14 protein-coding genes are annotated in these 12,701 nt (G+C 73.0%); 2 read left to right on the top strand and 12 right to left on the bottom strand.

All coding sequences use genetic code 11. The features are described 5' to 3' along the window. The 12 genes from pufM to P2H44_RS02870 form a co-directional block, all read right to left on the bottom strand. A complete protein-coding gene (gene pufM / locus P2H44_RS02925; RefSeq protein WP_275761915.1) occupies nt 1-966 on the bottom strand; it encodes a photosynthetic reaction center subunit M in 966 nt (321 codons plus the stop codon). A gap of 3 nt (nt 967-969) precedes the next feature. After that, nucleotides 970-1,809, bottom strand: coding sequence for a photosynthetic reaction center subunit L (pufL, locus tag P2H44_RS02920; protein ID WP_275761914.1), 840 nt, complete (start codon nt 1,807-1,809; stop codon nt 970-972). Between the two features lie 117 nt (nt 1,810-1,926). Further along, complete coding sequence (gene pufA, locus P2H44_RS02915; RefSeq protein ID WP_275761913.1) at nt 1,927-2,100, bottom strand: light-harvesting antenna LH1, alpha subunit; 174 nt, start codon at nt 2,098-2,100, stop codon at nt 1,927-1,929. Nucleotides 2,101-2,111: 11 nt separating this feature from the next. Beyond that, nucleotides 2,112-2,261: a light-harvesting antenna LH1, beta subunit gene (gene pufB, locus P2H44_RS02910; RefSeq protein WP_092857895.1), complete on the bottom strand. Its 150-nt coding sequence runs from the start codon at nt 2,259-2,261 to the stop codon at nt 2,112-2,114. A gap of 121 nt (nt 2,262-2,382) precedes the next feature. Then, entirely contained in the window at nt 2,383-2,601 is a 219-nt protein-coding gene (gene pufQ, locus P2H44_RS02905) for a cytochrome PufQ (RefSeq protein WP_275761912.1), read from the bottom strand. Continuing rightward, on the bottom strand, nt 2,598-4,115 hold the full coding sequence (gene bchZ, locus P2H44_RS02900) for a chlorophyllide a reductase subunit Z (RefSeq protein ID WP_275761911.1): 1,518 nt from the start codon (nt 4,113-4,115) through the stop codon (nt 2,598-2,600). The genes pufQ and bchZ overlap by 4 nt, the downstream gene beginning before the upstream one ends. After that, nucleotides 4,115-5,695 carry a chlorophyllide a reductase subunit Y gene (gene bchY / locus P2H44_RS02895; RefSeq protein ID WP_275761910.1) on the bottom strand — a complete coding sequence of 527 codons (1,581 nt, stop codon included), beginning with the start codon at nt 5,693-5,695 and terminating at the stop codon, nt 4,115-4,117. Before bchY ends, bchZ begins: the two co-directional genes overlap by 1 nt. Further along, entirely contained in the window at nt 5,692-5,847 is a 156-nt protein-coding gene (locus P2H44_RS02890) for a hypothetical protein (RefSeq protein WP_275761909.1), read from the bottom strand. Before P2H44_RS02890 ends, bchY begins: the two co-directional genes overlap by 4 nt. Continuing rightward, a complete protein-coding gene (locus P2H44_RS02885; protein WP_275761908.1) occupies nt 5,840-6,871 on the bottom strand; it encodes a chlorophyllide a reductase iron protein subunit X in 1,032 nt (343 codons plus the stop codon). Before P2H44_RS02885 ends, P2H44_RS02890 begins: the two co-directional genes overlap by 8 nt. Further along, entirely contained in the window at nt 6,868-7,809 is a 942-nt protein-coding gene (bchC, locus tag P2H44_RS02880) for a chlorophyll synthesis pathway protein BchC (protein WP_275761907.1), read from the bottom strand. The genes P2H44_RS02885 and bchC overlap by 4 nt, the downstream gene beginning before the upstream one ends. A 139-nt stretch (nt 7,810-7,948) precedes the next feature. Continuing rightward, complete coding sequence (locus P2H44_RS02875) at nt 7,949-9,088, bottom strand: methyltransferase (RefSeq protein WP_275761906.1); 1,140 nt, start codon at nt 9,086-9,088, stop codon at nt 7,949-7,951. A 5-nt stretch (nt 9,089-9,093) separates the two neighbouring features. After that, nucleotides 9,094-9,981 carry a polyprenyl synthetase family protein gene (locus P2H44_RS02870; protein ID WP_275761905.1) on the bottom strand — a complete coding sequence of 296 codons (888 nt, stop codon included), beginning with the start codon at nt 9,979-9,981 and terminating at the stop codon, nt 9,094-9,096. 141 nt (nt 9,982-10,122) lie between these two features. Between P2H44_RS02870 and crtD the strand changes: the two genes are divergently transcribed. Together crtD and P2H44_RS02860 are read left to right on the top strand one after the other, a co-directional pair. Beyond that, entirely contained in the window at nt 10,123-11,691 is a 1,569-nt protein-coding gene (crtD, locus tag P2H44_RS02865; RefSeq protein WP_275761904.1) for a 1-hydroxycarotenoid 3,4-desaturase CrtD, read from the top strand. Further along, on the top strand, nt 11,688-12,566 hold the full coding sequence (locus tag P2H44_RS02860; protein ID WP_275761903.1) for a carotenoid 1,2-hydratase: 879 nt from the start codon (nt 11,688-11,690) through the stop codon (nt 12,564-12,566). The genes crtD and P2H44_RS02860 overlap by 4 nt, the downstream gene beginning before the upstream one ends. The last annotated feature ends 135 nt before the right edge of the window (nt 12,567-12,701 follow it).

Here is a 12,701-nt window from a genome sequence, read left to right as displayed (position 1 = left end):
TCACTCCCCGCCGGTCGTGTAGGCTTCATAGCCGTAGGCGCCGTCGTAGGCCGGGGCGAAGTGGTGCTCCACCGCCCAGAGATACCAGTTGTCGACGACGGTGCCGGTCAGGAGGATGCCGATGCCGCCGGTGATCGGCGTCAGAACGGCGAACCACCAGGCCCAGCGGTGAATCCCCTCCATCGTGGCGTTGAAGCCCATGGTCCAGCGCCAGAACAGGGCCGCGCGCTCCGAGGCGGTGCCGCGGTCCACGATCTGCTCCAGCTCCCGGTCGCCGCCCAGGCGGGTGACGGCCAGGATCGTGGCGCCGTGCATCGCGAACAGCAGCACCGAGCCGTAGAGGAACACGATCGAGAGGCAGTGGAAGGGGTTGTAGTAGAGGTTCCCGTAGCGAAGCGAGAACGCCGTGGTCCAGTCGAGGTGCGGGAAGATCCCGTAGGGCACCGCCTCGGACCAGGTTCCCATCAGGATCGGGCGGAACAGGTTCAGCACCAGCATCAGCCAGATCGCCGCCGCGAAGGCCCAGGCCACGTGCGTGCCCATGCCCAGCGCCACCGCCCGAAGGTAGGAGCGCACCCACCACGCCATCACCGAGACGAGGATGAAGAACGAGGACAGGAACCACCAGCCTCCGTCGCGCATCGGGGGGATGCGCAGGCCGTTCTCGGGCCCCGGCGGCTCGAGCGCCAGCCAGAAGCCCTGGCGGAAGAACTCGGGGATCGACCAGCCGACCTGGGCCAGCATGTTGAAGCCGATGATGTTCAGCGACAGGATCCCGGTGGCGAGCGAGATCACCCCGAACCAGCCCAGGTGGATGGGCCCGAGCTGGGCGTTGCCGATCCAGCCCAAAAGGTTCGAGAAGGTGGTTCCCTCGCTGCGCTCGTGTTCGGCGCCGCCGCCGGCGAGGCCCATCTCGGCGGGACCTCGCACCTGGAACTGCGTGAAGACGTTCTGATACTCGGCCATCGCTCAAACCCCTCCCTGGCCAGGCCAGATCGGCAGATCGAGCCACCAGTTCCACCACTCGGGCCAGCCGCGGGTCCACAGCGGGCCGGAGATGATGATGCAGACCGCGCTCCAGAAGGCGGCGTTCAGGGCCAGCAGCAGGCCCAGGCGGTGGATGCCCAGCGTGCCGACCGAGTAGCCGATGAAGTCGCGGAAGTAGGTGTCCTCATGATCCGGCGTGCGGATCTCCTCGCCCTTCTGCGGGTTGACCGCCGACAGGATCAGCGAGCCGTGAAGGGACAGCGCGAAGGTGGTGGTGAAGAAGAAGGTCACCGCCAGCATGTGCGCCGGATTGTAGTGGAAGTGCAGGTACTGGTAGCCGACGTTCGACACCCAGTCCAAATGGCTGAAGATCCCGTAGGGGAACCCGTGTCCCCATGCGCCCAGCAGCAGCGGGCGGAAGATCACCAGCGTGACGTAGGCCAGGATCGCGAAGCTGAAGGCGATCGGCACGTGGTAGCCGATGCCGAGCTTGCGGCAGATCTCGACCTCGCGCAGGGCCCAGCTGACGAAGGCGGCCGTGGCGCACATCGTGATCACCTGCCACAGCCCGCCCTCGGCCAGCGGCGCGAGGCCCAGGCCGTACGACAGGTCGGGCGGGGCGATGGAGATCGTCCAGGGATTGAACGTGCCCTGCAGGGCCGCCCCCCAGAAGATTAGGATCGTGCCCAGGGCGGCGAAGAACGCCGTGGTGACGCCGAAGAACCCGACGTAGAACGGCCCGATCCAGAAGTCGAACAGATCGCCGCCGACGAGCGTGCCGCCCTTGACGCGATACTTCTTCTCGAAATTCAGCAAGGCCATGTCCAGTCCCTCGCGTCATGCCGCCGACGCGCGCCGGCGGAGCCTAAGCTGCAGGCGGGGCGGACCCCGCCCGCATTGGTGTCTCGTCCGGGACCGCATCGCGCGGTCCCGGACCTGTCACTCCTGTTGGGAGACCCCGTACTTCTCGGCCGAGACTTCGAACCAGTTGTACCGGTCCGTCGAAAGCAGCACGAGATGGATCATCACCGCGAGCAGGAAGAGAAAGACCCCCTGCACCACGAAGACGCGCCTCGGATCGAAGATCAGCCAGATCTTGTAGAACTTGCTCATGATCTTCTCTCCTAGAGCCAGGGACGCCAGATGAGGACCAGCAGGTGCGCGATTACTGCGACCGCCGTGAACAGCATGAAGCCGCTCATGTAGACGGAGTGAAGTTCCTGGGCCTGATCATCCGTCAGCCCCGTGAACGACACGTCCTTGTCTTCAGTCATATCGATCCTCCGGAAGCACCGACTGTTACCGCGAGACTCTCGCGGCCGAGCATCGACCGAAGGTCGCCCTCGATCGACGATTCCGCTCCGCCGAAGCGGCCCGGAATGGAGCGACGTCCTCTCAGACGTCGAAGATGGCCGGCGTGATCTCCCGCGCGCGCACCTGCGCGCGACGGAGGGGACCGGGGCCGGAAAGGTCGCCGTGCGCGACGGCCGCCAGGCTGCGCAGGGCCGCGCCGGGCAGGCTGATCGCGAAGATCAGGCTGAAGTAGACGCCGTATTCGACGGACGGCGAATGCCCGCGCCGCATCGGCTTGAGATCGCTGGTATAGTCGGTCATGCGGACGCCCTCCCTTGGCGTGTCGTCTCCGCCGGCTGCGCGGCGGCGCCGGTCCGGGCGCGCGCGGCGCCCGCTCCGGGTTCGAGATCCGCGACGTCGTCGCGGTCCACGCGGCCCTCGCCGCGGGCGAGCGCGGCGCGCTCGGCCGCGTCGCGCAGGGTCCGCGCGGCGGAAATGCGGGTCAGCACCGGGTGCGCCGCGACCATCTCGTCGAGCAGCGCCTGCGCCTCGGCCGACCAGGGCAGGTCGCGGCGCAGCGTGGCGGGCGTCGCCTCGGCCGCGTCCATGTCCGCGCCCAGCGGCAGGATGTGGAACAGCGCGTCGAACAGCGCGTTGCACGTCTCCTGCAGGATCCAGACCGCGCCGGCGTAGCCCATGTAGGGGGTGCCGGTGGCGCGCCGGATGGCGGCGCCGGGGAAGCTGGCGGCGATGAAGGCGGGCTTGGGCCCGTGTCCTGCCCCGGCCTCGGCCAGGTACATCTTCTCGTTGACCGAGCCGAAGACGACCAGCGGGCGCCGCGCGCGGATCATGCCGCGGATCGCCTCCGAGTCCGTCTTCTTGCCGGCGAGGCGCGCCACCGCGAACTCGCACGGCAGGCCCAGGTCGGTCTCCAGATACCGCCGCACGCCGCGGGCGTAGGTCTCGTTCGCGGCGATGGCGAAGCTCGCGGTCGCGAAGAAATCCTGGGTGACCGAGCGCCAGAGGTCCCACACGGGCTTCAGCGTGGAGTGCTTCTCGCGGGCGATGAAGGGCTCGGGGTCGAGGTCCAGCAGCTCGCCCAGCTTGCGCAGGAAGAGGGTGGTGCTCTCGAGCCCGATGGGCGCCTGGAGGTACGGGCGCTCCAGCGCCTCGGCCAGGCCGCGGCCGAACTCGCGATACATCACGACGTTGACCTCGGCGTCGACCAGGCGCGAGAGCTCGCCGACATGGGCGCCCAGCGGCATCACCATGTTGACCTGCGCGCCGATCCCCTCGACCAGCCGCCGGATCTCGGCGAGGTCGGAGGCCATGTTCCACACGCCGTACATCGGCCCGAGGATGTTGACCTTCGGCGCGCCGTCCCGGGGCTTGGCCTTGGGCAGGCGGCCCTTGGTGGTGCCGAATTCGTGGAAGGCCCAGGTCATGGCGCGGTCGGCGGCCTGCCACTGGTCCTCGTCGATGGTGCGCGGAAGAAAGCGCTGGATCGAGGTGCCCTGCGGGGTGACGCCGCCCCCGATCATCTCGGCGATCGAGCCGGTGGCGACCACCGCCGGCAGGGCGGGGTCCAGCGTCTCCCACGCGCGCCGCATGGCGCCTTCGGTGCCGTCGCGGCCCAGCTCCTCTTCCCCGAGGCCGGTGACCACGATGGGAAGTTCATGCGGGGGCAGCGCGTCGGTGTAGTGCAGCACCGAGGTCACCGGCAGGTTCTCGCAGCCCACCGGGCCGTCGATCACCACCTGCAGCCCCTTCAGGGCGCAGAAGGCATAGACCGCGCCCCAGTATCCTCCGGCCCTGTCATGATCCTGGATGAGCATCAGATCATCTCCGCGGCCTTCGCCGCCTTGGCCTTGCGCTCGAGCTTCTTGAGGTTGCGGGCGCGGAATTCGGGCTGGAGGTTCGGCTCGCCCTCCCAGATGCCCGCCGTATCGCCGGTCCCGACGCCCTCGAAGAAGCCGCGCATCCGCGCCATCCGATCCCGGCCCGAGATCGCCGCCGAGACGACCTGCGCCAGAGACCCCGCGCCGGCCGGCCCCATCAGCGGGCGCGCGGAAATGAGGTTGGTGAAGTAGAGCGCTGGCACGCCCAGCTGCTTGGCCTTCTGCACCACCGGCGTCGTGCCGATGGCGAGATCCGGGCGGATCGCCTCCATCGCCGCGCAGTCGTCTTCCAGCGAGGCGCGGAACACGACCTTGGCGCCATGGGCCTCCAGCCACTCCCGGTCCGCATCGGACCACGGCGTGCGGGGGCAGGCGGTCCCGACGTAGGGGACCTTCGCGCCGCTCTCGATCAGCAGGCGGGCGACGAGCAGTTCGGAACCCTCGTAGCCCGAGAGCGTGATGGTCCCATCGATCCGATGGGCCGCGAGCGCCCCGGCGATGGCGCCGTCCATGGCGTTCTGCGCCGCGGAGATCTGCGCCGCCGGAACCCCAAGCGCCTCGCCCACCGCGGCCAGCCAGGCGGCGGTCCCGTCGCGGCCTACGGGGGCGGAGCCGATCACCGGGCGGCCGGCGGCCTGAAGCTCACGGATCGAGGCGGTGTAGAAGGGGTGGATGGCGGCCGCCGCCGCGCCGTCGAGGGCGGCGTAGAGCTCGCGCCACTCCCGGCAGGGCACGACCGGCCCGGCGGCGAGGCCCATGGGGGCCAGCATCGCGCCGATGGTCATCGGGTCGGCGGGGAACATCTCGCCCAGCAGGGTGATCGTCGGCCGGTCGCCGCGCCCGCCGGCGGGGGCCTGGACGGGGCCGGCCTGAACCTCGCGCCGGGCGTAGGCCAGCATCGCGCCGGCCAGGATGTCCTTCGCCTCGGCATGGGTCGGCACGCCGAAGCCCGGCACGTCGATGCCCACGATCCGCACCCCGTCGATCTGGTCGGGCAGCAGCCGGAGCGGCACGCCGGAGGCGGAGGGGACGCAGAGGTTGGTCACCACGATCGCGTCGTAGCGGTCGGGATCGGCCAGCTCGTGGACCGCCTCGCGGATGTCCTCGAAGAGCTTGCCGGTCACCAGGCTCTCGGAATTGAAGGGCACGTAGCCGACCGAGCGGCGGGCGCCGTAGAAGTGGCTGACGAAGGTCAGCCCGTAGACGCAGCAGGCCGAGCCCGAGAGGATCGTCGCCGTGCGCCGCATCCGCAGGCCGACGCGCAGGGACCCGAAGGCGGGGCACATGCTCTGCGGCTTGTCGTGGGGGCCGGTCGGATAGTCGGCCGCGTAGCGCTCCAGCAGCTCGGCGGCGCCGTTCTCGGCGGCCTGGGCCCGCAGGTCGCCCGAGGCGCAGGAGACGCCCTCCTGCCCCAGATGCAGGGGCGTCTCGACCGCGGCCTCGGGCGTGGCGGAGCCGTCGGCCGGCAGATGCGCGCGGCCGTCGGCGTCGAAGCGGATGGGGCCCGGGCCGGTCATGACGCGGCCGCGGCGTAGGGGCAGCGGGCGGCCTCGGCCGGCGCGCGGGGCGCGGCCTCGGGCCGGGGGCGGCGGGCGGCCGGGGGCGTCCAGGCGTCGGACAGGCCGTCCAGCCGGCGCTCGATGGCGGCGAGGGCGTCGAGATCAAGCATCGTCGTAGACCACTTCGAGGGACTCGCGCACCACGCCCAGCTTGCCGCGCATGTCTTCCTGCGTGGCGGGGACGAGGACGAAGTCGCCGCCGGTGTCCTTGGAGTCGAACAGGCCCAGCAGCCCGTCCTGGGTCAGCGGCGCCGGCTTCTGCGGGGGCGCGAGGCCCACCTGCTCGGCGAGCTGGCCGAAGAGCTCGCCCCACCGGCTCTGCGAGGTGCCGACGATCTGGTAGTTGGCGGACTTCTTGCGCAGGTCGTCGTCGGCGGGGATCGAGGCCAGCACCGGGATGCCGACCGCGGCGGCGAAGGCCGCGGCCTCGCCCGATCCGTCGTCCTTGTTGACCACCATGCCGGCCACGCCGACGTTGCCGCCCAGCTTGCGGAAGTATTCCACCGCCGAGCAGACGTTGTTCGCCACGTAGAGGGACTGCAGGTCGTTCGAGCCGACCACGATCACCTTCTGGCACATGTCCCGCGCGATCGGCAGGCCGAAGCCGCCGCAGACCACGTCGCCCAGGAAGTCGAGCAGCACGTAGTCGAAATCCCAGTCGTGGAAGCCCAGCTTCTCCAGCGTCTCGAAGCCGTGGATGATGCCGCGCCCGCCGCAGCCGCGGCCGACCTCGGGCCCGCCCAGCTCCATCGCGAAGACGCCGCCGCGCTTGAAGCAGACGTCGGATACGGTGACCTCCTCGCCCGCCAGGCGCTTGCGGGTGGAGGTCTCGATGATCGTGGGGCAGGCCTTGCCGCCGAACAGCAGCGAGGTGGTGTCGGACTTGGGATCGCAGCCGATCAGCAGCACCCGCTTGCCCTGCTCGGCCATCATGTGGCTGAGGTTCGCGAGCGTGAAGGACTTGCCGATGCCGCCCTTGCCGTAGATCGCGATGATCTGGGTCTTGGAGGTCGCCTCCCCCACCGGGATCTCGTCCAGCGGCGCGTGCGCCTCCTCCCGCAGGGCCCGGTCGGCCTCGGCGATCGAGCCCTGGGGGCCGCGCTTGAGGTCGGGGATTTCAAAGGTGCGGGTCATGCGTTCGCCTCCCAATCGAGGATCATCTTCAGGCAGGCCGGATCGCCGAAGGCCTCGGCGTAGGCGGCCGGGGCGTCCGCCGCCGGGCGGCGGTGCGAGATCAGGCCGTCGAGCGACAGGCGCCCGCTTTCGGTCAGCAGGCGGACGGCGAGCATGTCGTCGGGGGTCCACTCGGCGGCGACGCGCAGGCGGACCTCCTTCATGAAGGCGGGCGCGAAGGCGAAGGAGACGCGGCCCGGGTAGAAGCCGGCCAGCACCACCTCGCCACCCTTCGCCACCCGTCCGATCAGGGCGTCGAGCAGGTCGGCGTCGCCGCTGGCGTCGTAGACGGCGCGGTAGTCGCGGCGGGGATCGTCCTGGGGGTCGAGCACCGGGTAGTCCTGCGCGCCCTCGCGCCGGGCCGGGGCCGTCTCCCACACCGTGGGGGCGGGGGCGCCGGCGGCGAGCGTCAGGCGGGCCAGAAGCCGGCCGACGACGCCATGGCCGACGATCAGGTCGGGGGGCGTGCAGCGCAGGCCCGCCATCGCGTGGCGTGCGGTGGCGGCGAGCGCCAGGATCGCGGCCTCGGGGCGGGGGCCCTGCTCCAGCGGAACCAGGCGGGAGCCGGCGGTGACCAGGGTGCTGGCGGCGCCGCCGAAGAGGCCGCGCAGCTCGCCGAAGCAGCTCGCGCCCGGCACGAACACCGCCTCGCCGACCCGGCGGCCGCTGTCGGCGCCGGCCTCGACCACTTCGCCCACCGCCTCGTAGCCGGGGACCAGCGGGTAGCCCATGCCCGGGAAGGCCGGCATGCCGCCGGTCCAGAACAGCTTTTCGGTGCCCGAGGAGATGCCCGACCAGCGGATCGCGATCACGGCGTCGCTCGGCCCCGGCGCGCTCAGCTCGACCGTTTCGAGGCTGAGGCGTCCCGGCTGGGACATGACGGCTGCGCGCGTCTCCATGATCGGATCACCCTTTCCGCCCTCGTCTGGCGGAGGGCTCGTCGCCCTGCTTGAGGGCATGTGTCAGACTAAGTGGACACATAAATATGTCAATCAAAATTGTCGCACCCGGCCAAAACTGTAAGAAATTATTGACGCTTCAACGGGGCTTGCGCGCCGTCATCACCGTCGCCGCGAAGGACCGCGCGCGGCGCGCCAGGCGCACCGAGTCGAACCCCGCCTCGGCCAGCAGGCGACCGTGTTCCGCGGGCTCCCGCGGGGCGCCGGAGGTCATCGCGAGGGTGTAGAAGCCGAAGTAGGCGTCGCCGACCCGGTCGGGCCGCGGACCGCCCGCCATCGGCTCGGCCACGATCACCCGCCCGCCCGGGGGCAGCGCCGCGAAGACGCGGGCGAGAATCACCCTCGCGGCCGGGGCGTCGTGGTCGTAGAGCACGCGCACCAGGCTCGCCGCGTCGGCGCCCTGCGGCAGGGGCGCGGCCAGCATGTCGCCGCCCCGCGCCTCCAGCCGGGCGCCGAGGCCGGCGCGGGCGAAGCGCGCCTCGGCCTGGGCGGCCACGGGCGGCAGGTCGACCAGCGTCCCGCGCAGCCGCGGCAGGCGCCGGGCCGCCGTCTCGAGAAAGGTTCCGTCGCCCCCGCCCACGTCCATCAGCCGCCGCACGCCGCGCAGCACGCCGGCGCGCAGCACCTCCTCGGCCACCATCGCCTGGGAGGCGGCCATCAGGCGGGAATAGCGCGCCGCCTCCTCGGCCGAGGGCGCGCCGCCGCGGACATAGGACCAGTAGCGCGCGAGCTCCGGCGCCCGCTCCCCGCGCAGCAGGGCCAGCGGATCGGCGAGGTCGGCGTAGAACAGGCGGTGGTGGCGCACCATCTCCCGCACCCCCGGCGCGCCCAGCGCCGCGGCGCCCAGCGGACCGAGCGAGACCGCCTCGCCCCGCAGCTCCAGCAGGCGCAGGGCGGCGGCGGCGCGGCACAGGCGCGCCATGGCCTCCGGCGGCAGGCCGGCCTGCGAGGCGACGACGGAGAGGGGTTTCGGGCCGTCACGCAGACGCTCGAACAGCTCCAGCTCCACGCAGGCGGCGAGCGTCTGGGAATAGACGAAGCCCGCGGTCAGATCGAACAGCGCCCGCGCCTCCCGCCGGGCCAGCGGCCGGGTCAGGGGGAAGCGGTCCGCCCAGCGCTGGAAGCGCGGCGAGGCGATCAGCGCGTCGCGCCGCCGCCGCCAGGCCGCGAGAAGGGAGCGGGGGGCGGCCGCGTCCGGGGGATCGGTCAGGGCGGCCATGCCGGTCAGGCGGCGGCCTCGGCGAGGCCCGAGGGCGTCAGCCGCCGCGCCTGCATCCGCACGATCTCGCGCAGCGCGCCCGCGCCGCGGCAGTCGGGAATCGCGGCCACCGCCTCCTCGAGGATCTCGGACAGCCGCCGGGCCGCGCCGGCGACGCCCAGTTCCGCCACCGCGCTGGGCCGGGCCAGCGCCTGGTCCTGGCCGGCGGGCTTGCCCAGCTCCTCCTCGGTCAGCAGCGCGTCGCGCAGGTCGTCGGCGACCTGGTAGGCCGCGCCGATGCGCGCGCCCATCGCCTCCCACCGATCGGGATCGGCCCCGGCCGAGAGCGCGCCCAGCCGGGTCGCGGCCACGAACAGCGCCCCGGTCTTGGCCTGGTGATAGGCGGCGACGTCGACCGAGGGCTCGCTCTCCCAGGCCTGGCCCGCGCAGATGCCGAAGGGCGCGCCGGAGAAGCGCGCCAGCGTCGCCACCATGCCCCCCAGCCGGCCGGAGCGGTCGGCGGCGGGGGCGGAGGCGGCGCAGCCGTCGGCCAGCGCCTCGAAGGCCGCGACGATCAGGGCGTCGCCGGCCAGCAGGGCGATCGGCTCGCCGAAGGCCGCGTGGACCGAGGCGCGCCCCCGGCGCAGGTCGGCGCCGTCGAAACAGGGAAGGTCGTCGTGGGCGAGGCTGGCGCAGTGGATCAGCTCCACCGCCGCCGCCGCCGCGTCGGCGAGCGCCGGCGCGTCGTCCCCGCAGGCCGCCGCCACCGCGAGGCAGAGCTGCGGGCGCACCCGCGCGCCGCCGGGAAACACCGCGTGGTCGAGGGCGTCGGCCAGCCGGGGCGGGGCCGCGCCCTCGCGCCGGCGCCGCATCACGCCCCGCAGGGCGGCTTCGATCCTGGCGGCTGCGTCCATCTGGGCTCTCCCGGGCTGGTCCGTCCCGGCGCGCGGCCCCGGAGGCGGCGCGCAGGCGGCGGAGATGCGGCGGACGAGGACGCCGCCATATGTAAATCAAACTGGACAATCGGTCGCAGACTGTCAAGTATTCCAGACATCATGCCAATTTCGTCTGACAGCAGGGCGGTGGTGATCGGCGCGGGCTTCGGCGGCCTCGCGGCGGCCGCGCGCCTGGCCCATGCCGGGCTGCGGGTGACGATCGTCGAGGCCGCCGCGGCCCCCGGCGGCAAGGCGCGCGCCCTGCCCGGCCCCGGCGGCCCGGTCGACGCGGGCCCCACCGTGCTGACCCTGCGCCGGGTCTTCGACGAGCTGTTCCACGACCTCGGCGACGACCTCGACCGCCGCATCCGCCTCACGCCCGCCCGCATCCTCGCCCGGCACGGGTGGGAGGACGGCGCCCGCCTCGACCTCCACGCCGACCCGGCCGACTCCGAGGCCGCGGTGGAGGCCTTCGCCGGCCCCCGCGCGGCCGCCGAGTTCGCCGCCTTCTCCGCCCGCTGCCGGCGCCTGTTCGAGGCGCTCGAGCGCCCTTTCATGCGCGCCCAGCGCCCCACGCCCCTGTCGGTGGCCGGCGCGCTCGCGCCCTCGGCGCTGCGGCTCTTGCGCGACATGGCGCCGGGGCGCAGCCTCGCCTCGGCGCTCGAGGGCGCCTTCTCCGATCCCCGGCTGCGCCAGCTGTTCGGCCGCTACGCGACCTATGTGGGCGGCTCCCCCTTCCAGACCCCCGCGATGCTGATGCTGGTCTGGCATGCCGAGGCCTCGGGCGTCTGGCGGGCGGAGGGGGGGATGCATGCGCTGGCCGCAGCCGTGGCCGACCTGGCCCAGCGCGCGGGCGCCGAGCTTCGCTGCGGGCAGCCCGCCGCCCGCATCGAGACCCACCGCGGCCGCGTCAGCGCCGTGACGCTCGAGAGCGGCGAGCGTCTGCCCGCCGAGGTGGTCGTCTTCAACGGCGACCTGGAGGCGCTGGCCCGCGGCCTGCTGGGCCCGCTGCCCGGGCCGCCCCGCCGCCTGGCCGCGCGCCGCTCCCTCTCCGCCGACGTCTGGGCCTTCACGGCGCGGGCGGAGGGGTTCCCCCTGATCCATCACAACGTCCTCTTCGGCCCCTCCTCCGCCGCCGAGTTCGAGCCCATCGCCCGCGGCCGACGGCCCGAGGCGCCGACCCTCTACATCTGCGCGCAGGACCGCGGCGACGCCGCCGAGCCGCCGCCGGGGCCGGAGCGGTTCGAGATCATCCTCAACGCCCCCCCGACCGACCCCGCCGCCGCGCCCGACCCACAGGAGCCCGAACGATGCCTCGCCACCCTGAGCCGCCGGCTGGAGACCTGGAACCTCAGCCTCTGGCCGATGCCGGAGCGCGCCGCGCTGACCCCGCCGTCGGGCTTCGCGCGGCGCTTTCCGGGGAGCGACGGGGCGATCTACGGGGACTCGCCCCACGGGGCGACGGCGGCGTTCCGCCGGCCCACGGCGCGGACCCGGCTGCCGGGGCTCTACCTGGCGGGGGGCGGGACGCATCCGGGGCCCGGGGCGCCGATGGCGACCCTGTCCGGCGGGCTGGCGGCCCAGGCGGCGATCTCGGACCTCGCTTCGACGCCGAGGTTCCGCCCGGCGGCTACGCCTGGTGGTATCTCGACGCCATCGATGCGGACGCGCGGCGCGCCGTCTCGGTGATCTTCTTCATCGGCTCGGTGTTCTCGCCCTGGTACGCCTGGGCGGGGCGGCGCGATCCGCTCGACCATTGCTGCGTGAACGTCCTGCTCTCGGGCCCCGGCGGCCGCTGGACGATGACCGAGCGCGGGGCGGGCGAGGTCGAGCGCGGCGCCCGCCGCCTGCGCATCGGGCGCAGTTCGCTGGAGTGGGACGGGGAGACCCTGACCGCCCGGCTCGACGAGCGCGCCTTCCCCCATCTCGACCGGGTGCGGGGCGAGATCGCGATCCGCCCCGCGGCGCTGAGCGAGGTGGAGGTGCGCCTCGACCCCGAAGGCCGCCACCTGTGGCGCCCCTATGCGCCCCGCGCGCAGGCCCGGGTCGCCTTCCCCCGGCGGGGCTACGACTGGTCGGGCGAGGGCTATTTCGACGCCAACGCCGGCTCTCGCCCGCTGGAGGCGGATTTCCGCCGCTGGCACTGGAGCTGCCTGCACGGGCCGGACCGCTCGACCTGCCTCTACGAGGTGGAGCGGCGCGACGGCGGGGCGCTGTCGCTCGCGCTCGGCTTCGACGACCAGGGCCGGGCGAGCCGGCAGGCGCCGCCGCCGCAAGCGCCCCTGCCCAAGGGCTTCTGGCGGGTGGCGCGCGAGACGCGGGCCGACGCCGGCGCGCCGCCGCGCACCCTGCGCACGCTGCTCGACGCGCCGTTCTACGTGCGATCCGCGATCCGCACCCGGATCGACGGTCAGGAGGGGCTCGCGATGCACGAATCGCTCGACCTCGACCGGTTCGCCCATCCGCTGGTGAAGGCCGCGCTCGCCTTCCGCATCCCGCGCCGCCAGGGCCGCCCGGCGGCGGCGAAGACCGCGGTTTCCGACGGTCCGGCGCCGCGGAGATGATGCGGAGCCCCCGGAAGAAATCTTTGCTTCAACAGAGGTTAATCGCGCTCTAACATATTGGGACGCGCGTTCGAGCAGGTGGGGCCCGCACGCAGCGATTTGAAATGACGGCCGCGGGCGGTGCGCGCCCGGACG

The organism is Albimonas marina (assembly GCF_029223255.1).
In the GTDB taxonomy this organism is placed as follows: Bacteria; Pseudomonadota; Alphaproteobacteria; order Rhodobacterales; family Rhodobacteraceae; genus Albimonas.
The sequence above is the reverse complement of the archived record's forward strand: the minus strand, read 5'-3'. Positions and strand labels throughout refer to the sequence as shown.